This window comes from Pseudorhodoplanes sp. (assembly GCF_059499825.1).
The window spans coordinates 620,194-645,705 of sequence record NZ_JCABZI010000001.1 but is presented as its reverse complement, the minus strand read 5'-3'; the positions used below and the strand labels follow the sequence as shown (position 1 = coordinate 645,705).

The 25,512-nt window shown below is 63.6% G+C and carries 25 protein-coding genes and 1 tRNA gene; 6 read left to right on the top strand and 20 right to left on the bottom strand.

All coding sequences use genetic code 11. The features are described from left to right. The first annotated feature begins 89 nt into the window (after positions 1-89). Positions 90-179 (top strand) — tRNA-Ser (locus AC5I5I_RS03105). Between the two features lie 15 nt (positions 180-194). On the opposite strand, the gene AC5I5I_RS03100 is transcribed toward AC5I5I_RS03105, so the two are convergent. From AC5I5I_RS03100 to AC5I5I_RS03075, 6 genes are all read right to left on the bottom strand, one after another. Next, entirely contained in the window at positions 195-638 is a 444-nt protein-coding gene (locus AC5I5I_RS03100) for an NfeD family protein (RefSeq protein WP_495969728.1), read from the bottom strand. A gap of 23 nt (positions 639-661) precedes the next feature. After that, positions 662-1,696 carry an SPFH domain-containing protein gene (locus AC5I5I_RS03095; protein WP_495969726.1) on the bottom strand — a complete coding sequence of 345 codons (1,035 nt, stop codon included), beginning with the start codon at positions 1,694-1,696 and terminating at the stop codon, positions 662-664. 117 nt (positions 1,697-1,813) lie between these two features. Next, positions 1,814-2,635, bottom strand: coding sequence for an LssY C-terminal domain-containing protein (locus tag AC5I5I_RS03090; protein ID WP_495969724.1), 822 nt, complete (start codon positions 2,633-2,635; stop codon positions 1,814-1,816). A gap of 99 nt (positions 2,636-2,734) precedes the next feature. Beyond that, positions 2,735-3,877, bottom strand: coding sequence for a WD40/YVTN/BNR-like repeat-containing protein (locus tag AC5I5I_RS03085; RefSeq protein WP_495765307.1), 1,143 nt, complete (start codon positions 3,875-3,877; stop codon positions 2,735-2,737). An 81-nt stretch (positions 3,878-3,958) separates the two neighbouring features. Continuing rightward, positions 3,959-5,338 carry a PQQ-dependent sugar dehydrogenase gene (locus tag AC5I5I_RS03080; protein ID WP_495969721.1) on the bottom strand — a complete coding sequence of 460 codons (1,380 nt, stop codon included), beginning with the start codon at positions 5,336-5,338 and terminating at the stop codon, positions 3,959-3,961. A 127-nt stretch (positions 5,339-5,465) separates the two neighbouring features. Then, positions 5,466-6,308: a GNAT family N-acetyltransferase gene (locus AC5I5I_RS03075; RefSeq protein WP_495969719.1), complete on the bottom strand. Its 843-nt coding sequence runs from the start codon at positions 6,306-6,308 to the stop codon at positions 5,466-5,468. Positions 6,309-6,398: 90 nt separating this feature from the next. Between AC5I5I_RS03075 and AC5I5I_RS03070 the strand changes: the two genes are divergently transcribed. Continuing rightward, positions 6,399-6,689, top strand: coding sequence for a hypothetical protein (locus AC5I5I_RS03070; RefSeq protein WP_495969718.1), 291 nt, complete (start codon positions 6,399-6,401; stop codon positions 6,687-6,689). A gap of 167 nt (positions 6,690-6,856) precedes the next feature. Then, positions 6,857-8,029: a polyphosphate kinase 2 gene (gene ppk2 / locus AC5I5I_RS03065; RefSeq protein ID WP_495969716.1), complete on the top strand. Its 1,173-nt coding sequence runs from the start codon at positions 6,857-6,859 to the stop codon at positions 8,027-8,029. 34 nt (positions 8,030-8,063) lie between these two features. On the opposite strand, the gene AC5I5I_RS03060 is transcribed toward ppk2, so the two are convergent. Next, positions 8,064-8,534 carry a MarR family winged helix-turn-helix transcriptional regulator gene (locus AC5I5I_RS03060; protein WP_495969714.1) on the bottom strand — a complete coding sequence of 157 codons (471 nt, stop codon included), beginning with the start codon at positions 8,532-8,534 and terminating at the stop codon, positions 8,064-8,066. Between the two features lie 191 nt (positions 8,535-8,725). On the opposite strand from AC5I5I_RS03060, the gene AC5I5I_RS03055 reads away from it, so the two are divergent. Beyond that, positions 8,726-9,556 (top strand): alpha/beta fold hydrolase, encoded by an 831-nt coding sequence (locus AC5I5I_RS03055; protein WP_495969712.1) that lies wholly within the window; start codon positions 8,726-8,728, stop codon positions 9,554-9,556. A 124-nt stretch (positions 9,557-9,680) separates the two neighbouring features. Here the strand turns inward: AC5I5I_RS03055 and AC5I5I_RS03050 are convergent, their stop codons facing one another. The 6 genes from AC5I5I_RS03050 to AC5I5I_RS03025 form a co-directional block, all read right to left on the bottom strand. After that, positions 9,681-10,763 carry an enolase C-terminal domain-like protein gene (locus tag AC5I5I_RS03050; protein ID WP_495969710.1) on the bottom strand — a complete coding sequence of 361 codons (1,083 nt, stop codon included), beginning with the start codon at positions 10,761-10,763 and terminating at the stop codon, positions 9,681-9,683. Beyond that, positions 10,760-11,944, bottom strand: a complete 1,185-nt coding sequence (locus AC5I5I_RS03045; RefSeq protein ID WP_495758588.1) for an FAD-dependent monooxygenase — start codon at positions 11,942-11,944, stop codon at positions 10,760-10,762. The genes AC5I5I_RS03050 and AC5I5I_RS03045 overlap by 4 nt, the downstream gene beginning before the upstream one ends. Before the next feature lie 114 nt (positions 11,945-12,058). Beyond that, entirely contained in the window at positions 12,059-12,670 is a 612-nt protein-coding gene (locus AC5I5I_RS03040; protein ID WP_495969847.1) for a TerC family protein, read from the bottom strand. Positions 12,671-12,881: 211 nt separating this feature from the next. Next, entirely contained in the window at positions 12,882-13,217 is a 336-nt protein-coding gene (locus AC5I5I_RS03035; RefSeq protein WP_495969707.1) for a hypothetical protein, read from the bottom strand. 151 nt (positions 13,218-13,368) lie between these two features. Further along, positions 13,369-13,983 (bottom strand): response regulator transcription factor, encoded by a 615-nt coding sequence (locus AC5I5I_RS03030; RefSeq protein WP_495969705.1) that lies wholly within the window; start codon positions 13,981-13,983, stop codon positions 13,369-13,371. Between the two features lie 25 nt (positions 13,984-14,008). Next, positions 14,009-15,700 carry an ATP-binding protein gene (locus AC5I5I_RS03025; RefSeq protein ID WP_495969703.1) on the bottom strand — a complete coding sequence of 564 codons (1,692 nt, stop codon included), beginning with the start codon at positions 15,698-15,700 and terminating at the stop codon, positions 14,009-14,011. 212 nt (positions 15,701-15,912) lie between these two features. Here AC5I5I_RS03025 and AC5I5I_RS03020 point away from each other — a divergent pair, with 212 nt between their 5' ends. Further along, positions 15,913-17,610 carry a 4-hydroxyphenylacetate 3-hydroxylase N-terminal domain-containing protein gene (locus AC5I5I_RS03020; RefSeq protein ID WP_495969701.1) on the top strand — a complete coding sequence of 566 codons (1,698 nt, stop codon included), beginning with the start codon at positions 15,913-15,915 and terminating at the stop codon, positions 17,608-17,610. 165 nt (positions 17,611-17,775) lie between these two features. Here AC5I5I_RS03020 and AC5I5I_RS03015 read toward each other — a convergent pair whose 3' ends face one another. The 5 genes from AC5I5I_RS03015 to AC5I5I_RS02995 form a co-directional block, all read right to left on the bottom strand. Then, positions 17,776-18,234: a YybH family protein gene (locus AC5I5I_RS03015; RefSeq protein ID WP_495969699.1), complete on the bottom strand. Its 459-nt coding sequence runs from the start codon at positions 18,232-18,234 to the stop codon at positions 17,776-17,778. A gap of 29 nt (positions 18,235-18,263) precedes the next feature. Further along, on the bottom strand, positions 18,264-18,782 hold the full coding sequence (locus tag AC5I5I_RS03010) for a hypothetical protein (RefSeq protein WP_495969697.1): 519 nt from the start codon (positions 18,780-18,782) through the stop codon (positions 18,264-18,266). 210 nt (positions 18,783-18,992) lie between these two features. Continuing rightward, on the bottom strand, positions 18,993-19,586 hold the full coding sequence (locus tag AC5I5I_RS03005) for an aromatic-ring-hydroxylating dioxygenase subunit beta (RefSeq protein ID WP_495969695.1): 594 nt from the start codon (positions 19,584-19,586) through the stop codon (positions 18,993-18,995). A 2-nt stretch (positions 19,587-19,588) separates the two neighbouring features. Next, positions 19,589-20,962, bottom strand: a complete 1,374-nt coding sequence (locus AC5I5I_RS03000) for an aromatic ring-hydroxylating oxygenase subunit alpha (RefSeq protein ID WP_495969693.1) — start codon at positions 20,960-20,962, stop codon at positions 19,589-19,591. A gap of 169 nt (positions 20,963-21,131) precedes the next feature. Then, positions 21,132-22,640 carry a glutamine synthetase family protein gene (locus tag AC5I5I_RS02995; protein WP_495969691.1) on the bottom strand — a complete coding sequence of 503 codons (1,509 nt, stop codon included), beginning with the start codon at positions 22,638-22,640 and terminating at the stop codon, positions 21,132-21,134. Between the two features lie 149 nt (positions 22,641-22,789). On the opposite strand from AC5I5I_RS02995, the gene AC5I5I_RS02990 reads away from it, so the two are divergent. Further along, on the top strand, positions 22,790-23,833 hold the full coding sequence (locus tag AC5I5I_RS02990) for a LysR substrate-binding domain-containing protein (RefSeq protein WP_495969688.1): 1,044 nt from the start codon (positions 22,790-22,792) through the stop codon (positions 23,831-23,833). A 53-nt stretch (positions 23,834-23,886) separates the two neighbouring features. On the opposite strand, the gene AC5I5I_RS02985 is transcribed toward AC5I5I_RS02990, so the two are convergent. Both AC5I5I_RS02985 and AC5I5I_RS02980 read right to left on the bottom strand, forming a co-directional pair. Further along, positions 23,887-24,633, bottom strand: coding sequence for an OmpW/AlkL family protein (locus AC5I5I_RS02985; RefSeq protein WP_495969686.1), 747 nt, complete (start codon positions 24,631-24,633; stop codon positions 23,887-23,889). A 136-nt stretch (positions 24,634-24,769) separates the two neighbouring features. Beyond that, complete coding sequence (locus AC5I5I_RS02980; RefSeq protein ID WP_495969684.1) at positions 24,770-25,432, bottom strand: Crp/Fnr family transcriptional regulator; 663 nt, start codon at positions 25,430-25,432, stop codon at positions 24,770-24,772. Positions 25,433-25,512: the final 80 nt, after the last annotated feature.

The window sequence follows — 25,512 nt, the reverse complement described above, 5'->3', positions numbered from 1 at the left end:
TTGGTGGAGCGTGCGCCGCCCTTGTTTCGTTAACCCAGCTTGGCTAAGTAACGCCCCGTCCTGGGGCGGTTCGCCCCGTTCGGCCCCGCGGAGAGGTGGCTGAGTGGTTGAAAGCACCGCACTCGAAATGCGGCGTGCTCGCAAGGGTACCGGGGGTTCGAATCCCTCCCTCTCCGCCATATTCCGGCCGGCGTTTATTCCGCCTCGACCGTCAGATTCGGCCCGTCGCTGTGGACGACGCGCACTTTGGCGCCCGCCGGGCAATCCGGACCGCTGACGCGCCACACCGTATCGTCGATGCGGATTGCGCCGACACCGTTGACGATCGCCGTCTCGAGCGTGAACACCCGGCCGACATAGCCTTCCGCGCGTCGATTGAGGAACGGGTTGTCCTGCGGCTTTTCTGCCTTGCGGGCGAAATGCCACCACACCGGCACAAGCGCGATCGACAACACCGCAAACAGGATCAATTGCATCTGCCAAGGGATCGTCATCGCGCTCGCCAGCGCGCCGACCACGATGGCCGTAAGTCCGAGCCAGAGCATGTACATGCCGGGCGTCAGCACTTCCAGCAGCAGCAGGAGCGCCGCCAGGATGAACCAGTTCCAGGCGCCGAGCGAAACGATCCAGGCCAGCATGGCAAGCTCCGGTCAGGCGGCGGCTATGGGCGCTGCGTGGTGAAAACCGGGGCTCCGGGAACGGCCGGGCCCGTGGGGCCGGGCTGACCTGCCGGGGCGAGCGGACGCCGCGGCTGCGGCGAGGGCGAGCCGCCCGCGCCATCGCCACCAAACGTCGCCTTGGCGATTTCGCCGATGCCGGCAAGCGAACCGAGCACGCCCATGGTTTCGACCGGCAGCAGCAGGACTTTCTGGTTGTCGGAATCGGCGAAGCGTCCGAACGCGGTCAGATATTTTTCGGCGACGAAATAGTTGATGGCGGCGACGTCACCGCGGGCGATCGCTTCGCTGACCAGTTCGGTCGCCTTCGCTTCCGCCTGCGCGGTGCGCTCGCGCGCCTCGGCATCGCGGAAAGCGGCCTCCTTGCGGCCCTCGGCTTCCAGAATCTGCGCCTGCTTGGCGCCCTCGGCACGCAGGATTTCGGAGGCGCGCTGCCCCTCCGCCTGCAAGATCTCGGCGCGCTTCTCGCGCTCGGCCTTCATCTGCCGTCCCATCGCCTGCACCAGATCGGCAGGCGGGACGATATCCTTGATCTCGATGCGGTTGACCTTGACGCCCCAAGGCGAGACCGCCGCGTCGACCACGCGCAGCAGCCGTTCGTTGATCACGTCGCGATGCGACAGCATCTCGTCGAGGTCCATGCCGCCCATCACCGAGCGGATATTGGTCATGGTCAGCTTGACGATGGATTCCTGCAGGTCGGCGACTTCGTAACTGGCTTTTGCAGCATCGAACACCTGGAAGAAGGCGAGTCCGTCGACCGTGACGGTGGCGTTGTCCTTGGAGATGACGTCCTGCTGCGGGATGTCGATCACCTGCTCCATCATGTTCATCTTGGTGCCGACGCGGTCGATATACGGAATGATGAACGTAAGCCCGGGCTGCAAGGTGCGGGTGTATTTGCCGAACCGTTCGACAGTCCAGTTGTAGCCCTGCGATACGGTCTTGACGCCGGCGAACAGGGTGATGATCGCGAGCACGACCAGCACAAGGGCGAAAATATCAAGGCCAAACAGCATGGCATGCTCCCACGATGGTCATGCAGTGTGACCAAAGCCCGAATTGGCCGCAAGTGTCGAACGCGCCCACACGTCCCAATACACAGCGATGCAGTGCCTTCCGAAGTCTGAGAGCGATTATGCCTTCAAATCGGCGACGGCGATCTCACCATCCGTGACGTATTTGTTGACCTTGCCGATCTGCAAATGCTCGCCGGACCGATGCGAGCGCACGTTGCCAACGGCATCGCGCCGGACCAGTTCCTGTATCAGGAAGTCACGTTCCTCGTTGGTGTTGTCATCGGTCGCGTGGGTGATCTGGAAGCTCAGGCGCGTGAGCGAAAAGCCGATGTCCTTGGTCGCGGCGCCCACCCAGAGCGCCTCTTCGTCCGGCCCCGGACGATCGGTGCCGAGCCAGAAGCCCGGCGTATCGATCATCTGCTCCGCGCGCGCCGTTGGACGGCCCCAGAAGCGGACGTGGTGCCGCTTGCGCGGGCTGTTATCGATCGGAAGCTGGAAGCCGATGTCCTGACCGCGTCCAAACAGGTACAGCGTGCTGAAGGGCGCTTTCGGGTAGGTCTCGTTCAGCACGAAGGCGCGCGCCATTCGTATGGAGCTTTTCAGGTCGAGCGGGTCCGCTTCCGACCAGCCCATGGCGGCGAAGGCTTCGCACAGCTGACGCCTCGTGCCGATCAGTCCGATGTTCACCGGATCGCCGGGGAGTCCGTCACCGGTCAGGGTGTAACTCGGCACCCGGCCGCGCTGCAGGATGCGCAGTCCGAGACGGATGGCGCGCGGCAGGACAACATAGGCCGCGATGGCATAGGTCACGGCCAGCGCGATCGCCCAGGGCAGTCGGCGATCGGCGAAATCGAAGACAACGAACACGATCAGCCAGACCGTGACGGCGCCTACCGCGACAACAAGCAGGCGCTGGAGCAGACGCCGCAGCAGTCTCATGCCTTCCGACCCCGAGTCATACCCTCGACATCATCCTACGACGCAGGCGGCGCGGTTGCACGACGGTTGTGGGGACGCCAAACCGTCGCTGGCGTGACGCTAGATTTTCTTGCCAGCCTCGTCCCAGCGCTTGCTCGCCTTGGCATTGGCGACGATGTCGTCGACGCCCGCAAGCTTGACGCGGTCGCGCACCAGGCCCTTGTAGAACTCACCCTTCGACACCGGCGCGACGTCGGCAATGATGGTCCAGGAATCGCCGCCATCGAGGCTTTCGAACACCTGGCCGTCGGTGTCGGCAGCATAGAGTCCGTATCCGTCGGGTCGCGCCTCGATGGTGAGCGCGGAGAACAGCGCGCGCTGGCCGTTCGGCAAGCCCCCGAGCAGCCGCTGCCAGGTCTTGCCGGCATCGGGGCTGCGGAACAGCTTGCCGCGGGCGCGGCCGCGCTCGTACCAGTGCAATGGCCAGCCCACGCCCGCGGTCATGAACAGCAAATCCGGTTGCTCCGGATGGATCGCGATCGCATCCGGGTAATCGGCGGCCGGCGGCATCGGAATTTTCGTCCAGGTCTTGCCGCCGTCCTCGCTCGTCATCATGCCGACAATGCCGTTGGCGACGATGAGCCGCTCCGGCCGCGCGGGATGCACGAGAATGCGATGGATGTCGCATTCCTGCGGATCGGGATCGACTTTGAGATCGGTGAAGCTTTCGCCGAAATCGGTCGAGACCAGCAGCGCGCCGATCTCGATGCCGACCAGCAGGCGGTCGCCGTCCAGCACGATATCCTTGATGTGGCCGACACGCGGCGGCGGCGGAAACGTCCATTTCGCGACGCTGTCGGCCTTGCGCAAAGCTGGCAACTCGCGCCAGGTCTCGCCCTTGTCCTCGCTGACATAGAGATGCGCCGGCAGCGCGCCGGCAAACACCACGTCGCGTCCCTGAAGCTTGCCGGCGCGGGCCGACCAGAATTCATAATGCGCCAGGCCGTTATTCACCCATCGCCAGGTGATGCCGCCATCGTCGCTGCGGGCGATGCCGATGCCGCGGGTGGCGGCAAACAATGTGCCGTCATCCAGCGCCGTGACCGCACTGACGAACACCCCCTGCAGCGCGCGGTGCGTCACGGTCCAGCCCTTGTCGGACCGCGAAAGAATGGCAACGCCATCCACCGTGCCGACGGCAATGGTGTCGGAAGGGGCGGCGGCACGCTGGATATTCGTGCCGCCATTCGACAGGAGGATCATGAGCTTCACTCGCCGCGACAGATGTGCGCGGCGAGTGATAGCCGAGGGAACTCGTCTCGTGAAGTCTTGGGCAGCGCGCGCCTATTGCGCGTCGTTGGCGGCTCCCGACGTTGTAGGCGGCGCCGCGCTCGTGGTCGGCGCTCCGCCGTTGCCTGCCGTCACATGCCAGATCGCATTGCCGGCGTCGTCGGCAACCAGAAGGCTGCCCGCGCGCGTCACGGTGACGCCGACCGGCCGTCCGTAGGCGACCGACTCGCCATCCTTGAGAAAGCCGGTGAGAACGTCGATCGGATCGCCGGACGGGCGGCCACCCTGGAACGGCACGAACACCACGCGATAGCCGCTCAGGTCGGAGCGATTCCAAGAGCCGTGCAGTCCGACGAACATGCCGTTGCGGAACGGCTGCGGCAGCGCATCGCCGCCATACCAAGCCAGTCCGATCGCCGATGTATGCCCGCCCAGCGCGTAGTCCGGCGTGATCGATTGCGCGACCAGATCCGGGCGCTGCGGCTGCACACGCTCGTCGACGATTTTGCCCCAATAGCTGTAGGGCCAGCCATAGAAGCCACCGTCCTGCACCGATGTCAGATAATCCGGCGGCACGTCGTCGCCGATTTCGTCGCGCTCGTTGACTGACGTCCACAGCGCGCCGGTTTCGGGTTCGATCGCCATGCCGTTGGCATTGCGCAGGCCGGACGCGAAGATGCGATGCTTGCCGGATGCGAGATCGAGCTCCCAGATGGTCGCGCGGGCCTGTTCGATCTCCATGCCCTTCTCACCGATATTGCTGCCCGAGCCGACGGTGATGAAAAGCTTCGTATTGTCGGCGGACGGCATGATGTTGCGGGTCCAGTGATGACCCACCGGGATATCGACGAGCTTGGTGCCTTCCGCCGTGATCGACGTCTCGCCCTCCTTGTAGGGGTAGCGCACCACGCTGTCGGTATTGGCGACGTAGAACTGGTCGCCGATCAGCGCCATCCCGAACGGCTGACGCAAACCTTCCAGAAATACATGGCGCTCGTCGGCAACGCCGTCGCCGTTGGTGTCGCGCAGCAGCGAAATGCGATTGGCGTTTTCGACGATCGAACCGGCGCGCCGCATCACCCAGTTCTGAACCAGCGCTCGCGGACTCCATGACGGCGACGGCAGGCTGGCGGCTTCGGCCACCAACACGTCGCCGTTCGGAAGCACGTAGATCCAGCGCGGATGTTTGAGATCGCGGGCAAACGCCTTCACCGACAGTCCGGCGGCGGCCTTCGGCATCGCGCCGTTTGGCCACGGTTCCGCCCGCGCCCAGTTGATTGTGGGAATAAGGCCTTCGTTCGGCTCGGGCAGTTTCGGTTCCTGTCCGGTGGACTGAGCGGGAATCTCGCCTTGCGCCGACGCGACGGCCGGCCACAGCACCCCGGTGGCTGCGATGGACAGGGTGGCAAACAATACGACGCTGGCATTGATCATAGACTGTCTCCGTCGTCAGGACGGCCTCTGCCTGCCCCAACGGGAGCCAACGATGCTGTTCCTTGCAGGGTTCCGCGCGAATTCGGACCGCATCCGAGGCCGAACGCCGCATGGCGCGGCTGCGGCGCTAGCCCAGCTCGAATGTAGTGACCCCGAACACGCGTTCGAGCCGTGGTATCGAGACCGGAGCGGTATACATGCGCGCGGTTTCGAAGACCGGGGCGAGACCCAGTTCCTTTGCCAATGCGGTCGCGTCCGCATTGACGGCCGGTACATCAAGAAACACTTCGCCGCCGCCGATGGCGTCGAGCAGTGCGGCGAGTACGGCTTCCGCCGCGTTGCGGTCGACCGCGACCAGCGGCCCGATCTTGTGGCCGGACCGGCAGGGGCGGATCACGCCCCAGGCCGTCAATTCCCCATCGCGCAGCAAGGCGCGTCCGGTATGTCCTGGCGCACCGACCCAGCGGCGCAAAAACGCGGAGCGCGGGGCAGGGAAAACCATCGCGTCGCTCGCCTCGATCTGCCCCAATGGCACCGTGGTCAGATCAACGACATCGCCGCGCGGTGCTTGCGGCTTGGCAACAATGCCGCCGTAGCGGACATTGGCATAGGCGTGGACGAAGCCGGATCGCTCGTAGTTGCGCTGCTGCGCGACCACGCCATCAAGTCCGATGATGCGCGCGCCGGCATGGGCGATCGCCGCGTTCCAGATTTGCAGCCCGAAGCCGCGGCCACGTAAATCCGGTCGCACGATGTAGAAGCCGAGAAAGGAAAAGTGCGCGTCGTAATTCACGCAGGAAATGGTTGCTGCCGGTGCGCCGTCGATCTCGCCGATCAGAAATCCGTCCGGATCCACGGCAGCGAAGCACGCGGCATCGTTCAGGCCGGGATTCCAGCCCTCGGTGGCGGCCCAGCCGATCGCGATCGATATCTCGTCGGGCCGCATTGGCCGGATGTGCAGGGTGCTCATGCGGGGCCTGTCGCTGGTTTGCTGCTCGCAGAGACCTTATCAAGGATGCGTTTGTGGGGTATTGCACGCATCGCGTGAAGATGGCGCGCCATGAGCGCTCGGATCGCCGACTTTCGTGTGGAAGACTGCCAGGCGTTCGCGCTGGGCGGTTGTGTCCCGTCCGGCGATGGGATCATGTTCCTCGCATCGGCGGCGGCCGCCGCTTCCTCCCAAGGGAAGTCCTGCGCGAGACCGCCAACGTCTCTGCTTGCTGAACCTCCCCGTACGTTGTTTTTGAAAATGAAGTATCGAAGCGTCGATCACGGGCCCGGAATCTCCCTGGCCGCCGTTGCCATCATTATCGTCATCTCGGCGGTCGCGTTGAAGTATCTCGGCAGCTAGTTGACCGACAGAGCTGCCTTGGTTCGGCGATGCAAGGCGGCATTGCCGGGAGCACGTCTCCATCCCGTCCGATCCGTACCGCGGTTTGATTTGGGTCAACCGTTCGGCTCCCGGGCGCAATATGAAGCTTTTGTGACGGATCGTGTGTCGCAACGGCGGAGTCTGCAATGGCGGAATCGATCGGGGTTCGAACGCCGGTGTCGCGTGGCCGCGGAAACGGCAAAGCCAAGCGGAATGCGCGCCGCGTCAGTGAGGGTGACACAGTCGCCACGCTCAATCCAGCCAACATCAAGAACGAGATTGTCACCCGCAAGGTCGTGAGACAGCGGATTGTTCAGGCCGCGACACTCAAGGAGTTGCTGGAGCAGCACGCCAGGACCGCACCGCCATCCGGCCTGATCGCACAATTGCGCACCCTGATGGATGGCGCGTCGCCCGACGAGCGCCGTGCGTTGCGCAAGCTGCTGACCGGTGCGGCCGAAGCCGGCGGCACCGACAGGCTAGATCCCGACACCGAGTTGTCTGCCGGCTGGCGCAGCGGCGCCTATCCGTACAAAAACCTGATGTCGCGGAAGTCGTACGAACGCCAGAAATACGATCTTCAGGTCGAGCTTCTGAAGCTGCAGGCTTGGGTGAAGGCGACCGGAGCGCGCATCGTCATTCTGTTCGAGGGACGCGATGCGGCCGGCAAGGGCGGCGCGATCAAGCGGTTCATGGAGCATCTCAATCCACGCGGTGCGCGCGTCGTGGCTCTGGAAAAACCGAGCGAGACCGAGCGAGGGCAATGGTTCTTCCAGCGCTATGTGCAGCACTTGCCGACGCGCGGCGAAATCGTGCTATTCGATCGCTCCTGGTACAACCGCGCCGGTGTGGAGCGCGTCATGGGCTTCTGCACGCCCGCGGAATATGACGAGTTTCTGAGGCAGACGCCGGAATTCGAGCGGCAGCTCGTGCGCAGCGGCGTGCATCTTTTCAAGATGTGGTTTTCGGTCGGGCGCGCCGAGCAGCGTCGTCGGTTCAAGGAGCGCAATCTGCATCCGCTCAAGCAGTGGAAGCTCAGCCCGATCGATCTGGAATCGCTCGATCGCTGGGACGATTATACGCGCGCGAAGGAAGCCATGTTCCTGCATACCGACACGTCGGACGCGCCATGGACCGTCATCAAGAGCGATTGCAAGAAGCGCGCGCGCCTGAACGCGATGCGCTTCGTTCTGGGCCGCATTCCTTATGACAATCGCGATCTGACACGGATCGGGACCGCGGATCCGCTGATTGTGGGTCGGCCCGCGCTGGTGTCGAGTGTCGGCGAAGATTTGCTGGCCGGCGTGACTCAGGGCTGACCGCGGTTCGCCACGCAAAGGCTGCGGCCGGCCGCTAAGTCTTCGACCATGCCAGCAGATTGTCGCGCAGCTTGATCAGATCGCGCTGCAGGCGCGCGAACGATTCCGGATCGAGCCCGGTCGCGTCGATCACGGTTTCGCGGCCACAGAATGCCTTCTCGAAAATCGTCTTGCCCTTGGACGTGAGGCTGACGCGAACCTGGCGCTCGTCCTCGCTATCGCGTTTGCGCGTGACATAGCCCATCGCCTCAAGCCGCTTCAGCAATGGCGTCAGCGTGCTCGATTCAAGGAACAGCTTTTCGCCGAGCTGACCGACGGTCTGATCGGCTTCGTCGTTCAGCGCAACAAGCGTCACATATTGCGGGTAGGTGAGCCCCAGTTCGTCGAACAGCGGCTTGTAGACCTTATGAAAGGCCAGATTGGTCGAATAGACCGCGAAGCACAGGAAATCTGGCAGCGACGCGGCCAGCTCGAGTTCGGACGATTTCTCTCTCTTTTTGGTCAAGGCGTTGGCTTTTCCAATGGGAACAGGTAACTCGCCTGTCATAAATAAATCGTAAGCGATCTAATCGCAAGCGATTGACATCCAAATGCGGCCGCGCTAATTAAATCGCACGATAAATAATAGGGCGCGATCTAAAACCGGCTGGTGTGCCGACCGATGCGCCTACGACCTCGCAAACCGGAGAAACCACCATGGCCTACGCGACCACCAAAGACGGCGTTGACATCTACTTCAAGGATTGGGGACCGAAGACCGCCCAGGCGCTCATGTTCCATCATGGCTGGCCCCTGAGCTCGGACGACTGGGACGCGCAACTCGTGTTCTTCGTCAATCGCGGCTATCGCGTCATCGCCCATGACCGCCGCGGCCATGGCCGCTCCTCGCAGGTCGCCGATGGCCACGACATGGACCATTATGCGGCCGATGCCGAGGCCGTGGTCGAGGCGCTCGATCTGAAGAACGTGGTCCATATCGGACACTCCACCGGCGGCGGCGAGGTGACGCGCTATGTCGCGCGCGCCAAGCCCGGCCGCGTCTCGAAGGCCGTCCTGATCGGCGCGGTGCCGCCGATCATGCTGAAGACCGCGGCTTATCCGAACGGATTGCCGATCGAGGTGTTCGACGGCTTCCGCAAGTCTCTGGCTGCGGACCGCGCCAGCTTCTATCGCGACGTGGCATCCGGACCGTTCTATGGCTTCAACCGTCCGGGTATCGAAACTCTTCCCGCGGTGGTCGATAACTGGTGGCGGCAGGGCATGATGGGCGGCGCCAAGGCGCATTACGACGGGATCAAGGCCTTCTCCGAGACCGACTTCACCGACGATCTCAAGGCCATCGACGTGCCGACCTTGGTGATGCATGGCGATGACGATCAGATCGTGCCGATCGACAACAGCGCCAAGCTTGCCGTCAAGCTGCTCAAGAAGGGTGAGCTCAAGGTCTATCCGGGCTTTCCGCACGGCATGGCGACGGTGAATGCAGAGACGATCAACGCCGATCTGCTCGCCTTTATCGAGGGCTAAAGCTTAAGCAGACGGAATGTCGGCGACGAAGCAATCCTCCTGTACGTGAAAGGTGGATTGCTTCGCTTCGCTCGCAATGACGTTGCGTCGACGCAGGAAGATCATCCAAGGTCGTGTACGATCGTTACTGCACCATCTCGCGCCGGTAGCGCTCGCTCAATGCAAGCCCGTGTCCCGGTGCGGACAAGGCCGTCATGGTCCCGTTCGCATCGACACCGGGCCAGCCCTCGAACAGCGGCTCCAGCAGCGGAAATTCCTCGAGCCAGCGCAACGCGGGTGCTGCCGCCGCAACATGCGCAAACAGGCCGGGCAGGAAATGCGGCGAGACGATCGCGTCGAACGCCTCGGCGATCGTTGCGATCTCCAGCACCGGCGTGAGCCCGCCAGCCATCGCAAGATCCGGCTGGATTACGCTGGCAATGCGTTCGGAGATGAAGGGCAGGAAGTCCGCACGCGTCTGCAGATGCTCGCCGGTGGCGATCGCCGCTCCGCCCGACGCTGCAAGCCTGCGATAGCCTTCCAGCGCTCGCGCCGGCAACAATTCCTCGACGAACAGCAGGCTGTGTTCGCGCGCCAGCGCCATCAGCCACAACGCCTGCGACAGGTCGCATTTCTCGTTGGCGTCGGCCATGATCTGCGCATGCGCAGGAAGCGCGTTGCGAACGGCGCCCAGCACAGCGGCGTCGGACGGCATGCCTTTCACGCGCGGTTTCACCGCCGTCAGGCCGCGCGCAGCCTGCTCGGCGGCGACATCTGCGGCCGCTTCCGGTGGCTGCGTGGTGTTGAAGCCGCCGCTGCCGTATACCGGAACAGCGCGCAATTCGCCGCCCATCGCGACGCCGAGCGGCAGACCGAGCTTGCGCGCGTGCAGGTCCCAGGCGGCGACATCCATCGCGGCGAGTGCGACGAGGTTCGGCCCCGGCCCGGTGCGGTTGAAGCTTGCGTTGATCTTGCGCCAGAGCGCCGCCGGCGGCGGAAGCTGTTGCCCGTCGACGAAGCGTGCGACCTGGTCCTGCGCGGCTTTGTACGCGACGCCGCCATGGCCGCCAATCACATAGGAGAAGCCGAGGCCGCGGGCACCGTCCGCGTCGGTCAGCTCAACAACGATGACATCGACGGCGGAGACGCCTGAGCCGCCGACCGCCTGAGTCAGCTTGAACGGGATCAGACTGACCCTGGCCGTGACGCCCCTGGTGCGGGCAGTCATGTCAGCTCGACCGTCAGCGGATTGTATGAGTAGAGCCAGCGGTTGCGGCTTTCGCCTTCGTTGCGCTTGGAGAATTCGGCCCTGATCGCTGCCTCCGACGGCAGATGGAACAGACGGCGGTTCTGCGTCGAGGTCTCGACAATGCGCGCGGTGCGGTCGACGCGGTTGCGCTGATAGAGATCGAGCGCTTCGGCGATATCGTCCTTCTGCCGCAGCGCGCGCGCCAGCACCGCACCGTCCTCGATTGCCATGGCCGCGCCCTGCGCGAGATATGGCAGTGTTGCATGCGCGGCGTCGCCGAGAATGGTGGCGCGCTTCGTGCTCCAGTTGCGAACCGGCGGGCGATTGTGCAGCGACCAGCGATAGCATTGGTCGTGGTCGGCGGCATCGATGATGGTCTGGATCGCAGGATGCCAGCCCTCGTAATCCTTCTTGAGCATGTCCCAGGGGAATTTCTGCGTCCAGGATTCCTCGGATGCCAGCTCGGTCTCGATGATGCCGACGAAATTCAGCAACGCGCCGCCACGCAGGTAATAGCAGACGGCGTGTCCGCCCGGACCCATGAAGACCGACATGACCTGCGGCAGGAACGGCTTCGGCAATCGCTCGATCGGCACGGTGATGCGCCAGGCGCCGTCGCCGGTATAGCTCGCCGGGATCTCGCCGACGATCTGCCGCGCGATGGTCGACTTCAGCCCGTCGGCTCCGACCAGGATATCGCCCTCGGCGCTGCTGCCGTCGGCAAAATGCAGCGTGACGCCGTCGTCGGTCTCGGTGAAGCCAGTGGCGCGCTGGTTCAGCCGGATCAGGTCGGGCTTGAGTTTGCTGGCGGCCGTGGCCAGCAATTCATGCAGGTCGGCGCGATGCAACTGCACATAGGGTGCGCCGTGCTGGCGCTGATGCTCGGCGGCAAGCGGAAAGTCCTGGATGACCTCGCCGGTATCGTGCAACCGGAAGACATAGGCGCCCGGCTGGACCCCGAGCCGCAGCACGTCATCCTCGAGCCCGAGATGACGAAGCACATGCATCGGATTGGCGCTCATCTGGATGCCGGCGCCAACTTCGGCAAGCATCGGGGCCTGCTCGTAGACCTCGACATCGAAACCTGCCTTCAGCAGGCATGCAGCGGCCGCCAGCCCTCCAAGACCCGCGCCCACAATCAGAATCTTCTTATCCGCCATCGGCCAATGTGCCCCGCTCATGTCCGGCGGGAACTTGGCATTTCAGCACGCAAGGAGGCAACCGCGCGGAGCGCATGGCGGCGTGCCATGGCATCCGCGCGGCGCAGGAGCGGGTTAGCCCATATAGTTGATGGCGTAGGGCAGGACCTCGTTGAAGCCGCGATAAATCATGTCGAGCGCGACATAGAGGATGACCGCGAGGCCGACATAGGCGATCCAGCGATGCTTCTGCAGCAGGTTGGCGATGAAGCTGGCGGCGACGCCCATCAGCGCGATCGACAGAACCAGGCCGAAGATCAGCACATAGGGATGGTCGCGGGCGGCGCCGGCAACCGCAAGGACGTTGTCGAGCGACATCGAGACGTCGGCGATGATGATCTGCCAAGTGGCCTGCGCGAATGTCTTGCGCGGCGCCTTGGACCCGACCGTGCCGTCCTTGTTGATATCGGTGTCGGACAGCGCTTCTTCCGCTTCGACAACCTCCTCGTGCGGCGTGCGCAGTTCGCGCCACATCTTCCAGCACACCCAGAGCAGCAGCAGGCCGCCCGCCAGCAGTAGTCCGACGATCTGCAGCAGTTGCGTCGTCAGCAATGCGAAGATGATGCGCAGCACCGTTGCGGCGCCGATGCCGATCAGGATGACTTTCGCGCGCTGTTCCTTGGGCAGGCCCGCGGCCGCGAGACCGATGACGATGGCGTTGTCGCCGGCGAGCACCAGGTCGATCATGATGACCTGGAACAGGGCAGTAAGAACCGAAGGCGTAATGAGGTCGAACACGACCGGACTCCTCTCGTTGTTTACAGGACTGGTCCGGTCGTCGGAGTGCGGGATTCGCATCCCATCCTGGCGGGGCCATTCCTTGCGGAATTCCAGTCCGACATCGCGACCTGCTTGCAGATCGCCAGAGGGGCCCGGCCTGGATAAGGTGAGGTCTATATCACGGGGTCGTGGTTGCGATCCCGAGAAGTTGTGAGACTTGAACAGATTCGCTGAACGTCCCGGCGGCGATGCCGATCAGCACACAGGCGCCGGCAAAGTCCCAGATCGTGACAGTGGCCGCCTGGCGCGACGCACGGGTCAGCCACCCCGCGACCGACGCGACCAGCGCCGTCGCGAACGCCAGAACCGCCATTGCAGGCATCAGCAAATCCGACGGTAGATGCGCCGCCAGCAACACCGCCGGCATGGCTGCAACCGCAGCCGCCAACGGAATGTCGATCGGCGACAGCCGAGTCAGCCGTCGCGATGTGCCTTGTGTCAGGCCGCGCTTCATGTGTTGCCCCGTGCCGCCCGGATGCGAGATCCGAACGGCACGCTAGGCGCACAAGCCGAAATCCGGCATTCGTATCGGTTGGGGCGTATAATTACGGTGCCTGCAGCGACCGCCATGCCGGCGGAGTTCCGACTAGAGCAGGCGGGTGCGTTTAAGGCTCGATCCGGCGCAGGCGGATCGCCTGACGCACCAGAACAGCGACGCTTTCGGCCTGCATCTTTTCCATGATCTGGGCGCGATAGCTCTCGACGGTCCGGGTCGACAGGTCGAGTTTCGCGGCGATGGCCTGGCTGGTGAAGCCGCCGGCGACAAGGTCGAAAATCTCGGCCTGCCGCGGAGTGAGGCGTGCAAAGCGCTCGGCCAGATCGTCATGCTGTTTCGACGAGTCCTGCGCCGAGAACACCCGCGCCAGCGCGCGATTGATGGCGGCGACAAGCCTCGCGTCGTCGATCGGCTTCTCGATGAAATCATCCGCACCGGCCTTGATGCCGGCGACGGCCATCGGAACATCAGCATGCCCGGAAATCAGAATGACCGGGATTCCGATCGCGCGGCGGGCCATTTCGCCGACCAGCGCGATTCCATCGATGCCCGGCATGCGGACATCGGCTACCACGCATCCCGGGCGGGTGGCGGACACCTTGTCGAGAAAGGCGCTCGCCGAATCGAAAACCTCGACCACGAATCCGAACACGCTCAGCATTTCGCCGATGGCATCCCGGACCGATGGCTGGTCGTCGATCACGAATATGGTGGGGGAACTCATCCCGGCAGGTCTCGCGTCACTTCTGTTATTGGAGGTTGTGAGGCGGTTCAAGAGGTAGCCAAAACCGGAATTCGGTGTGTCCCGGTTCGCCGGAATGTAGCCAGATCCGGCCGCCATGCGATTCGACGATAGTCAGGCAGATCGACAGGCCGAGCCCGAGGCCTTCCTGCTTGGACGTGGTCATCGGCTCGAACATGCTTTGCGCGAAATCCGGTGCGACGCCGGGGCCATTGTCTGCCACCGCGATTTCGATCCGCCGCGGCTCCGACAGGGTCACAGCGGACAGCCGGATCACCCCGTCCTTCTGAGCCGTTGCGGAGATCGCCTCGGTCGCATTGCGGATGAGGTTCAGCACCACCTGTTCGATCTGGATCCGGTCGCCGCGCGCCAGTGGCAGATTGGCGGTAATATCGGACACGATCTCGATCCCGCGCGCGGCTGCATCGGGCCGCGCGAGCGTCAGCGCGTCCTCGATCATGGTGGAGACATCGAAGCTCGCGGCATGCGGGCGGCCGCGTTGCAGAAACTCATGCATCCGTCGCATCACGCCGCCCGCCAGATCGATCTGGGCAATCGCGGTGGCCAGATTGCTGCTGGCCCGTGGCAAGTCGGGCACTGCGCTCTCGATCAGATGCTGTGCCGAACGCGCCGACGCACGGGCGGCTGTCATCGGCTGGTTGATCTCATGCGCCAGCGCCGACGTCATGCCGCTGACGAGCGTGAAGCGCGCGGCGCGGCTGGCATCCATTTCCTTTTCGCGCAGGCGATCTTCCGCGCGCCGCCGCAGGATATCGGCGTTCTGCCGCTCGCTCACCACGGCGCCGACCACAAGTCCGGTGCCGGTCAGCACCAGCATCAGTGTCTGCATCTCGGTAAACGCCTGCGCGTCGTAGCCGAAATGGTGCATCAGCCCGGCCAGCGCGAACTGCGTGATGGCGAGCGCGGCGCAGGCGCCGTCGAAGCCATGACGCACCGCCGCGAGCACCACGGGCACGAACAGGAGATAGAAATACCGCAGCCCGCTTCCGCTCGGACCGCCGACGATCACGAACAGCGCGAGGCAGCTCAGCACGGCATAAAGCGAGGCCTCGATCGCGAGCGGCCGTGAATAGCCCGCCAGCGTCGCGTGGCCATGCAGCAGCATGACGAGACGCAGCGTGAGCGGTGTCATGACCGCGATGCCGATCAGGTCGCCGACCAGGAGCGGCGCTGCGGCGATCAGGATGTTGTCGAGTGCGATGCGCTCATCGAGCAAAAGCAGTAAAGCGACCAGCGCCGAACTGACCAACGCGGCGAAAATGCCGGCGGACAGGAGAACCATCAGATCGCGCAGGTGGTGCAGGCCGGCATCCAGATGCAGAGCGCGCCGGATCACGATGGCGGCGCTGCTGTAGACCAGCGAGATGATGGCGGAGATCGCGGCAATGAGCGGCCATTGCAATTCGGTCCGGACCACGAGCAGTTCGGACGCAATCATTCCGGCGAACAGCACCAGACCATAAATCGGTCCGCGCAGCAGCATGAACGCGAACACGACGCCCAGGCCCGGATTCCAGGCCGTGATCGGAACGCTCATGAATTCGTGGATCGAACTGACCCATTCGAGCGCCACGAAAGCCGCGACCAGCGCCAGGCCGAGACCGGCCCGGCCGATCCATGACGGGGATTGGGTGATCGAATTCAGGTTGCCGGTCAGGGATCGGACGGTGAATGTCATGTCAGGCCGGCATCCTTGCCCACGCGGGCGGCATCGTGCGGCAGTCTAGCCCGGCGCCGGCGCGGCGCACAGGGCCGCTCGCGCAGCGCGCTTGCATCCGCAAAACCGCTTCCATATCGTATCCGTATCACGAGGCTAGCGGCTTGATTTCAATCAGGCATTCTAAGCCCTACGAGCCGCGCTAACGCGGCCTTTTCGGGAGGAACTGAGACATGTCTCGAGCGGCGCTTCGCGACGACAAGGTGGCCTTTGCGGCCGATCCGACGACCACCGGAAAGATCAAGGTTTCGACGCCGATGAGGGGCGATGAGTTCCTCGAGTCGCTGCGCGATGGCCGCGAGATCTATATCTACGGCGAGCGGGTGAAGGATGTGACGACGCATCCGGCCTTCCGCAATACCTCGCGCATGGTCGCGCGATTGTACGATGCGCTGCACGATCCAAAACACAAGGACAAGCTGCTGGTGCCGACCGATACCGGCAATGGCGGGATGACGCAGGCCTATTTCAAGGCGCCCAAGACTGTTGCGGAATCGGTTGCGGGACGCGACGCGATCGCCGAGTGGGCAAAGATCACCTATGGCTGGCTCGGCCGCGCGCCGGACTACAAGGCCGCGTTCCTCGGCACGCTGGGCGCCAATGCCGACTTCTACGATCCCTGGCAAGCCAATGCCAAGCGCTGGTACCAGTTCAGCCAGGAGCGTGTGCCGTTCGTCAATCACGCCATCATCCATCCGCCGATCGACCGCAATCTGCCGCCGAACGAAGTGGGTGATGTGTGCTGCCATGTCGAGAAGGAAACCGATGCCGGCATCATCGTCTCGGGCGCCAAGGTCGTCGCGACCGGTTCGGCGCTGACCAACTACACCTTCGTCGCCCATCACGGCCTGATCCCGGTGCAGGATAAGAACTTCGCCGCGATCTTCATGATCCCGACCAATGCGCCGGGCGTGAAGCTGATCTGCCGCCCGTCGTATGAAATGACCTCGACCGCGATGGGCTCGCCGTTCGATTATCCGCTGTCGAGCCGCATCGACGAGAACGACGCCGTGTTCATTCTCGACAAGGTGCTGATCCCCTGGGAGAACGTGTTCTGCTACGGCGACGTGGAGAAGGCGAACAATTTCTTCCCGCGCACCGGCTTCCTGCCGCGCGCGCTGCTGCATGGCTGCACGCGTCTCGCTGTGAAGCTCGACTTCATTGCGGGACTTTTGCTCAAGGCCGTGGAAGCCACGGGGTCGAAAGACTTCCGCGGCGTGCAGGCGAATGTCGGCGAGGTGCTGGTCTGGCGCAACCTGTTCTGGGGCCTGACCGAGGCGATGGCGCGCAATCCGAAACCGTGGGTGGGCGAATATTTGTTGCCGGATATCGAACCCGCCGGCGCATATCAGATCGTGTCGACCATGGCCTACACGCGGGTCAAATACATCATCGAGCAGACGGTGGCCTCGGGCCTGATCTATCTGAATTCGTCGGCGCGCGACTTCAAGAATCCGGAGATCCGCCCGTATATCGACAAATATATGCGCGGCTCCAACGGCTATGACGCGGAAGGCCGGGTCAAGCTGCTCAAGCTCTTGTGGGACACGATCGGCACCGAATTCGGCGGCCGCCACGAACTCTACGAGATCAATTACGGCGGCTCGACCGAGGAAATCCGCCGCTACGTTCTGTTCGGCGCAATGGCTGGCGGCACGGCGAAGAACCTGCAGGGCTTCGCCGAACAATGCATGGCCGAATACGATCTCGACGGCTGGAAGGTGCCGGACCTGATCGATCCGGACGAACTCAGCTATCATGCGATCCGTAGCGCCGGCATGGTGTCACCGAAGGTCGCGCACGAGCAGGAGTCGGCGCCGAAGCTGCACCCGGTCCGGACCCAGGGCGGGGATTTTGCCAGCAGCACCTAGTCCGGCTGCTTCCGCAAACCGTAAGCGGTGCTGTGACGCGTCTTACCCTCCCCGTCCAGGGGAGGGTGACGATGGTGGGGAAAATCTGGCCGGCTTCAGGTTAATCCGGAGCACGGGCTGCGCACTCAGGCCCTCGATCGGATCCCGATAGATAGGGATGGATGGTTATTCTGCCTCCGGCCGCCTGCCGTATGATGGCGCCGGCGTGCCCGGCACCAGCGACACATGCGTGTGCGTCATGAGCCACGGTGCGTCCACCGCCTCGCGCATGAGCGTTGCGGTCACGCGGACCGGCCGGTCGAAATGCGAGCCATCCTTGTGAATGCCGATGGTGCGCGCCATCACCGCGCCCATCGCCATCAGCCGGTCCGGCGAGACAATGACTTCGAGCGTCGACAGATCGTGCGTGTAGTCGGCCAGCGTCGGCCATACCGCACGCCATTGCTCGGCTTCCAGCGCGTCACGCGACGTCATCATCTTGCCGAGCGAACCGAAGGCGATCACGTCATCGGTGTAGAGATCGCGGGCGCGCCTGAAATCGACGTTGCCGACCAGACTGCCCCAGCGCTCGAAAAAAGCTTCGAGCGAATGTCGGTCTTCGTCGAAAACAGGCAGGCGCTTCATGCGTCATGCTCGCGTACGGACGTCGAGGATTATAGCTGCATCTGCTGCCGCGCATCGGGGATGTCGACGGCGGGGAGGCGGATCACCCCTTGCTTGGTGGTGATGACGATCACGGGTGCCGTCGTCAGGCCCTCGATGAACTGGTTGTAGCGCTGGACCAGGTTGCCCCATTTCTTCTTGCGCTCGCTCATGCCGAAGTCGTTCTGCATGAAATAGACCGCCGGTTTGCCGCCCTGCTCCTCGGTGGTCAGGTCACCGTCCATCCGCCAGCGCTTCTTGCCGGTATCGATTTGGACGCGCGCCGCGCCCTTGGTCTGCACCCCCTGCGGATAGGCGAACCAGATGCTGATGGTGCGGCCGGCGCGCACCAGAAAGACCACCCTGCCGTCACTGACAAAGGAGAGGTTCGCGGCGTCGGCCGCGTCCTTCTCGAAGCGCCAGTTGCCCTGCAGCGGCAGCTTCGATTTGTCCTGGGCGAAGGCCGCGCCGATCGACGGCAGCAGCAGAAATGAAAAGGCGATGAGAAAGGCGGAGGCGAGCCGGGGCATGCGATTGCGTCCAGAGAACAACGACAGCGGCGCTTATAGCACGCCACCTTTCTTTTCCCTCCTCCGCGAAGCGGCGGGGAGGGTCCGTTCGCGTCGCGTAGCGACGGGAACCGGGGTGGGGCGCGTATCTTGGCCGTGATGTCGGTTTGGCCCCACACCCGCTTCCGCTCGCGGGGGGAGGGGAGTAGCAGCGGCGCTCGCGAGGTCAGATCACAACACGATGCTCGGATTACGGATGCACTGGTCGCAATCGATCAGGTTGAGCTGGCGCACCGCGATCATCCACCGGCCGTCCTGCTTCACGTAGCGATGGCCGCACCAGCCGTACAGGCAGCGCGTCTCGAAGCCGCGGAATTCCGCGATCATGATATTGGACCGCACCATGCGGGTATCGGCGCGGCCGGCATCGAACACCTCGACATTGGTCACCAGCCGCACCGTGCGCGACTTCGGCTTCTGCGACCAGGCATAGCCGGTGCGCAGGCGATAGATGCGATCCTCCAGCCGGCGCCGGTCATCGAAGGTGATGGCAATCTCCTTGCGCGGATCGCCGCCGGTCGGCGTCGACGGCAGCCAGTACACGCATTCCGGGGTGAACAGCGTCAGCCAGTCCTCGAGACGATCCTGATCGAGTAGTCGTGCTTCGTGTTCCAGCAGGCCACGGAACAGATCGCGCTCGACATGGTCGTTGATGACGAGATCGTCGCGCTGCCAGATCGAGAAATTCCCGATGATCTCTTCGTACAGCGCATCGGTGATGTAGAACGAGGTCTTGTGCGGATCGTGCTTGACGGGTGCGTTCATCGTCACGGCTCCCGCTTGATCTGGACGTTGGGCTCGGTCTGCATCAGCCGCTTCCAGTACTGGATGTATTCGCGCATGAACATCTCGTCGGTGGCGGGCGCTTTCAGCACCCCGTCGCCGCAATCGACGGTGCGGCCTGGAATATCCATGCCGCGATGCATGTAGACCCATTCGTCCTCGAAAGCTCCGAGCCCGCGCTGGATCTCCTCGAAATTGGCGAGGTCGTCGACCTCGCCGAAATTCGGGAAGCCTTCCTGCGTGCGCATGCGCAGCGCATTGATCAGATGGAGTTCGTCGCCCCACACGCCTTCCTCGTCGACCACGGCGGTGCCGTACCAGACCGCGTTGGTTTCGGTGACGCTGAGCGGTTCGAACACCTGGAAGTGGTTTCCGAGAATCGAGAGATTCGGAAAGATGTTGATGTTCACGGGCTCGGACGAGGCGAGATCGAGCGCCAAAGGCGCGCGGTCGCCGAGACGGCGGCGCAATTCGGCTTCGTAATGCTCCATGCCGGGATGCGGGCTTTCCACGGCCCACATCGCGCCCGGCTTGATCTCCATGTTCGGGCGCTTGTCCTTGAAGTGATGGCCGTGGCCGAAATACTTCATGTACATCGGCTGCTCGTCAGGGCGTCCCTTGTAATAGGACATGCCCTTGGCGCCTTCCTCGACCAGCCGGTTCTCCATGTCGAGCAGCGAGCGGTGCGAGAACACGACATGATAGCCGTCGCATGAATTGTCGTAGGCGAGCTTCCAGTTGCCGTTGTATTTCAGGCGATTGGCTTCGCAGATCGCGACCTTGCCGCCGGGATGGCGGTCGAGCCATTCGTCGAGCGGCTTTTTCACGTCGCCGAGATATTCGGTGAGCGGCGGCATATCCATGTTGAGGGTGCCGAAGATGAAGCCGCGATAGCTTTCGACGCGCGGGATCTGCGCGGCGTTGAAGCGCGTCTCGGTCACGTCGTTCGCATAGCCGTCCGGCCACGGCACGTTGCGGATCGAACCGTCATTGTTGAAGGTCCAGCCGTGATAGGGGCAGCGGAAGACATTGGAATTGCCCTTTTCCAGCCGGCAGAGGGTGGTGCCGCGATGGGTGCAGCGATTGTACAGCGCGCGGATCTGTCCTTTTGAATCGCGCAGCACGATGATCGGCCGCAGGCCGAGCTTGCTCAGGACGTAATCGTCGTTGTTCGGAATCTGGCTCTCGTGCGCGAGATAGACCCAGACCGCGCCAAAAATGTGCGTCATCTCGGCGGTGAAGATCGCGGGGTCGGTATAGATCAGCTGATGCACGCGGTCGCGCTGCACGAGTTCGTCGTAATCGTAGGGCGGCGACAGATAGGCGGTGCGCGTCAGGTTTGTGGTTTTTTCCAGCATGGCGTCAGGTCCTGTGCTGTGAGGTTATTCTTGATCCATCACCCTGAGGTGGCCGCCGAAGGCGGCCCTCGAAGGGCGACGGCCCGGTCAGCAGCCGTGCATCCTTCGAGGCCCGGCTTCGCCGGTCACCTCAGGATGACGGGGAGAGAGAGTCGCGTTTTGCCAACTCTCAAAAATAATCGAAATACTCATTCTGCTCCCATTCGGTGGGTTCGTCCGCGGGATGACCGGCGACACCGTGTTCGCTCTTCCATTTCTCGAAGCGGCCGAGTTCGGTGCGCTTGAAGGCTGTGAAGTAATTGATGAGGGTCTCGCCGAAATGTTCGCGGAACAATGCGGACGCTTCCAGCGCCGCAAGTGCATCCGGCAGCGTCTTCGGCAGCAGCGGAAAGTCCGAGTTGTACGGGTTCAGTTCCTGCGGTCCGGGCTCGCTCTTGTTGGCGATGCCGTCGAGCCCCGATACGATCTGCGCGGCGATGTAGAGATAGGGATTGGCCGAAGGCTCGCCGATCCGGTTCTCGATCCGCGTCGCCGGATCGAAAGGCGCGCCAAGGACGCGCGCCATCACACCACGATGGTCATACGCCCAGGTGGCGCGGTCGGGCGCGAGCGAGTTCGGCTTGTAGCGGCGATAGCCGTTGATGGTCGGCGTGGTAAAGGGCGTGGCGGCCTTCGCATGCGCGAGCAGCCCCGCGAGATAGTGCATGCCGACCGGCGACAACGGGTCCCCCACTGACGCGTCTTTGCCGTTCGGCGTGAACAGATTCTTCTTGCCGCTCGGGTCGGTCAGCGACTGATGCAGATGCCAGCCGCTGGCGCAGAAGCCGGGAATGGCCGGCCGCGCCATGAAGCTTGCGAGATAGCCCATGCGGCGCGTGATCTGGCGCGTGGCGCTGCGGAACAGGATCAGGTTGTCGGCGGTGGTCAGCGCATCGCGTGGCGCAAAGGTGCATTCGACCTGGCCCGGTCCCCATTCGTTTTCGATCGAGCGCAGCGGCAGGTCGATCGCTTCGAAATGCTCGCACAAGGCCGTCAGCACCGGCTGCATGATGTCGAAGTTGGATTCGGAGTGATAGGAATAGCCGGTCTCGACCGGATAGGTGCGGACCGGCTTGCCCTTGAGGCCGATGGCATTGGTGTTTTCCGGCGCAATCGGATCGCCGGCGAGACGCAAGAGATACCATTCCACCTCCAGCCCGATCGTCAGCCCGAACTTCTGCTGCTTCAAACGCGCGAGCTGCTTCTTCAAAAGCTGCCGCGGCGAGAAGTGAAACGGCATGCCGGTGTTGAAATATTCGTCGCAGATCACCCAGCCGATGCCCGGCGCCCATGGCAGTACGCGGAAGGTGGACGGGTCCGGCACGATGGTGAGATTGGGCGAGCCGGTCATTTCCTCGAGCCCCATGCCGCCGCCCGGCGTGAACGAGGCGAAAGTGCGCGCGCCCGAGGCATCGAGCGTCGTGGTCGCGACATTGATGTTGTAGCCGCTCGACAGCGCCGACAGGAAAGCCGGGATCGTGACTTCCTTGGTGCGCGCGTGCCCGTGGGTGTCGGACCACACCAGCCGGATCAGCTTCAGCTTGTGTTTGGCGGCGAGCGCCTTGAGCGCGCGGGCCTGCTTTTTCTGCTCGGCGGTCCACAAACCGAAGCGATCGATAAACGGGGCGGGTTTCGTCATCTGCAGTCCGGGGCGGGAAAAATGAGGGGAGGAATCCATGATCGGCCCGGACTTTAGCGCTTTCGATGCGGGAAGCTGGAACGATTCTGAAAAATCGGTACACTTTCTTCAAATGAATAGTTGACGCGAATTCATGTCATAATGGGCATATGTCCAGAACACCCTCCAGCAAGCCGCCCAAGCCGAACGCAAAGCCGCAGGCGAAGCCGCGCAAATCCGGTCAGACGCTGCGCCGCCGCATCCGGCTGCGCCAACTCGAATTGCTGGCGGCGCTCGAACACGCCCCGACGCTGAGCGCGGCAGCGCGCGAGGCGCGGCTGTCGCAGCCCGCCGCGTCCAAGCTGCTCGCCGCCCTGGCGTCCGATCTCGACGTTGCCCTGTTCGAGAAGGCGGGCCGCTCGCTGCACCCGACCGCCGCCGGCCGTGCGCTGATCCGCCATGCGGCCAATCTCGTCGGCAATCTCGATCGGGCGCAGGCCGAGATCGAGGCGATCGAAAGCGGGCTGTCCGGCACGGTCGCGGTCGGTGCCGGCATCGGCGCCTGCTATGTGCTGATGCCGCGCGCGCTCTCGCTGGTGCTTGATCGCGCCCCGGATGTCGTCGTCACCATGCGCGAAGGCGCGATGGAGGAGCATTTCGCGATGCTGCGCGACGGCAGGCTCGATCTTGTCATCGGACGCGTCGAACCGGCCCTGGTCGACCGCGATTTTGCGATGGACGAGCTTTACGATCCGGCGATCCTGATCGTGGCCGGCCCGCAGCATCCGTTGACGCGCGGTGCGGCGGTTGGCTGGGCCACGCTTGCCGAGCAGGACTGGATCCTGCCGCAGGAAGGTACGCCGATGCGCGCCGGCATCGAGCGCATCTTCCGGCGCGTCAAGCGCAGGCCCGCCCGTTGCATGATCGAATCGTCGTCGATCCAGACCAATGTCAGCCTGATGAATGCGCGCGACATGCTGTGGGTGCTGTCGGAGGATATCACCGCCTATTTCGAAGCGCTGGGTCTGCTGAAACGGTTGCCGGTCGAGACGCTGCGCACCGCCGCGGCGCTCTCTGCGGTGCGGATGCGCGGACGCAGTCCTTCGAATGCCACAAGCCGGCTGCTCGACTGCCTGCACCAGGCCGCCGATACGATCTCGGCGGAGTCCAGAATGGCGGCAGAGCCGGGTGCAGCATCTTCCGGAGCCAAATGAAGATGGGCGCCGTAGCGCCCATCTTCATCTCGTGATCGTGTCGCAGATGCGGTTCAGAATTTGTAGGTAATGCCGCCGCCCCAGATCCACGGATCGAGCTTGGCCTTGCCGGTCAGCGCGATCGCCCCGTCATTGACCGCCGCCGAGAAAGTCGGACGCAGCCACAAATATTTGACGTCGAAGTTGATGCCCCAGTTCTTGTCGAGCATGTAATCGAAGCCGGCCTGCACGGCCGGTGCCCAGGCGTTGTTGACCTTGAAGCTGGAGATCCGCACCGCCGGGTTTCCCCCGAGGGTATTGGCCGCCGATTCGTTGAAGAACACCGTGTAGTTCACGCCGGCGCCGACATAAGGCTTGAACGCGCCGAAATTGGTGGCGTGATACTGGAAGGTCAGCGTCGGCGGCAGCAACCAGGTCTTGCCGATCGGCAGTCCCTGCATGTTGAGACCGGGGGCCGCGCCGCCGGTCACGATCCCGGTGCCGGTCGCCCGGTGCGGCGTGACGCCGAGGATCAGTTCGGCTGCGATGTTCGGCGTGAAGAAGTAGGTGATGTCGAGCTCCGGCACGACAGAGGTCGACCACGTGGCATTGCCGCCCGGCAACTGGTCGAATGTGGTGTCGTTCTTCGGATCGACCACGAGCGCGCGCAGTCGGATCATCCAGGGATTCCAGACGACAGGCGGCGGCGCAGCTTTCGTCACCATCGGCGCCATGTCGGCGGCATAAGCCGGCGGCATGCCGGCCGCAGCGACGGTCAGCCCGCCTGCCGCCAAGGTTGTCAAAACCAGCTTTCGGATCATTGTTTTCAGCCCCCAAAACGTTGGCACATACGAATGTGCAGCCTTCAAAGGACGATCCGGGCCAGGGCGCGTAATTGATCTGGATCAGGTTTGATCACACGGCGGTGCCGTGTTGCACAGGTGCCGCAACGGCATGTCACGATCCGTCGCGGGCTGGAAGGCCCTGCGCGAGCCGCCGCAGACCGTCGAGGTCGAGCAGGTTGACGCCGCGCCGCTTGCAGAGCGCAATAAGCTCCTCACGCGCGAACCGCGTGAACAGGCGCGAAACGGTCTCCGGTGTCAGTCCGAGATGATCTGCGATATCCGAGCGTGGCATCGGCAGATACAGGTCGCGCCGCGCCGGATCGCCGAGGCTGATCCGATTGTGCATTTCGATCAGAAACACCGCAAGACTCGCTTCCGCGGTGCGCTGACCGACCGTCAGCGCCAGATCGGAGGCGCGCGCGAGCCGCTCCGAGACCGAGACAAAGAGCTGAAACGAGAATTGCGGATCCGCCTGCGCGGCGGCGGTGAAGCTGGAGCGCGGCATGCTGCGAAGCTCTGTTTCGGTCACCGCCTGCGCGCTGACGGCGTATTCGCGCTCGACGGCGAGATCGACAAACTCGCCGGGAAAGGCGAAGCCCACGATCTGACGCTTGCCGTTGGCAAGGGTCTGGTAGAGCCGCAGCAATCCCCTGCGCACCCAGTGGATGTGGGTCGGGCGATCCTGCTGGTGAAAGACGTACGTATCCTTGGCGAGGACGCGCGCATGGCAATGCAACCCGCTGCATGTCTCGCTGCGGGCGGTGCACGATTCCAATGTGACTGAGCCGCCGATGCTGGCTACGCAGGGGGGTAAATGGGTCATCGCGACTAAAGCTAACCGTCCCGTCGACGCGG

Coding starts and splice junctions, on each gene's coding strand:
- AC5I5I_RS03050 (WP_495969710.1), bottom strand. CDS start 10,763: ATGACTGCCCGCACCAGGGGCGTCACGGCCAGGGTCAGTCTGATCCCG.
- ppk2 (WP_495969716.1), top strand. CDS start 6,857: ATGGCGGAATCGATCGGGGTTCGAACGCCGGTGTCGCGTGGCCGCGGA.
- AC5I5I_RS03075 (WP_495969719.1), bottom strand. CDS start 6,308: ATGAGCACCCTGCACATCCGGCCAATGCGGCCCGACGAGATATCGATC.
- AC5I5I_RS03005 (WP_495969695.1), bottom strand. CDS start 19,586: ATGAACGCACCCGTCAAGCACGATCCGCACAAGACCTCGTTCTACATC.
- AC5I5I_RS03070 (WP_495969718.1), top strand. CDS start 6,399: ATGAGCGCTCGGATCGCCGACTTTCGTGTGGAAGACTGCCAGGCGTTC.
- AC5I5I_RS03015 (WP_495969699.1), bottom strand. CDS start 18,234: ATGAAGCGCCTGCCTGTTTTCGACGAAGACCGACATTCGCTCGAAGCT.
- AC5I5I_RS03000 (WP_495969693.1), bottom strand. CDS start 20,962: ATGCTGGAAAAAACCACAAACCTGACGCGCACCGCCTATCTGTCGCCG.
- AC5I5I_RS03040 (WP_495969847.1), bottom strand. CDS start 12,670: ATGATCGACCTGGTGCTCGCCGGCGACAACGCCATCGTCATCGGTCTC.
- AC5I5I_RS03035 (WP_495969707.1), bottom strand. CDS start 13,217: ATGAAGCGCGGCCTGACACAAGGCACATCGCGACGGCTGACTCGGCTG.
- AC5I5I_RS03095 (WP_495969726.1), bottom strand. CDS start 1,696: ATGCTGTTTGGCCTTGATATTTTCGCCCTTGTGCTGGTCGTGCTCGCG.
- AC5I5I_RS03090 (WP_495969724.1), bottom strand. CDS start 2,635: ATGAGACTGCTGCGGCGTCTGCTCCAGCGCCTGCTTGTTGTCGCGGTA.
- AC5I5I_RS02990 (WP_495969688.1), top strand. CDS start 22,790: ATGTCCAGAACACCCTCCAGCAAGCCGCCCAAGCCGAACGCAAAGCCG.
- AC5I5I_RS03020 (WP_495969701.1), top strand. CDS start 15,913: ATGTCTCGAGCGGCGCTTCGCGACGACAAGGTGGCCTTTGCGGCCGAT.
- AC5I5I_RS02985 (WP_495969686.1), bottom strand. CDS start 24,633: ATGATCCGAAAGCTGGTTTTGACAACCTTGGCGGCAGGCGGGCTGACC.
- AC5I5I_RS03085 (WP_495765307.1), bottom strand. CDS start 3,877: ATGATCCTCCTGTCGAATGGCGGCACGAATATCCAGCGTGCCGCCGCC.
- AC5I5I_RS03100 (WP_495969728.1), bottom strand. CDS start 638: ATGCTGGCCTGGATCGTTTCGCTCGGCGCCTGGAACTGGTTCATCCTG.
- AC5I5I_RS02995 (WP_495969691.1), bottom strand. CDS start 22,640: ATGACGAAACCCGCCCCGTTTATCGATCGCTTCGGTTTGTGGACCGCC.
- AC5I5I_RS03055 (WP_495969712.1), top strand. CDS start 8,726: ATGGCCTACGCGACCACCAAAGACGGCGTTGACATCTACTTCAAGGAT.
- AC5I5I_RS03010 (WP_495969697.1), bottom strand. CDS start 18,782: ATGCCCCGGCTCGCCTCCGCCTTTCTCATCGCCTTTTCATTTCTGCTG.
- AC5I5I_RS03030 (WP_495969705.1), bottom strand. CDS start 13,983: ATGAGTTCCCCCACCATATTCGTGATCGACGACCAGCCATCGGTCCGG.
- AC5I5I_RS03025 (WP_495969703.1), bottom strand. CDS start 15,700: ATGACATTCACCGTCCGATCCCTGACCGGCAACCTGAATTCGATCACC.
- AC5I5I_RS03080 (WP_495969721.1), bottom strand. CDS start 5,338: ATGATCAATGCCAGCGTCGTATTGTTTGCCACCCTGTCCATCGCAGCC.
- AC5I5I_RS03045 (WP_495758588.1), bottom strand. CDS start 11,944: ATGGCGGATAAGAAGATTCTGATTGTGGGCGCGGGTCTTGGAGGGCTG.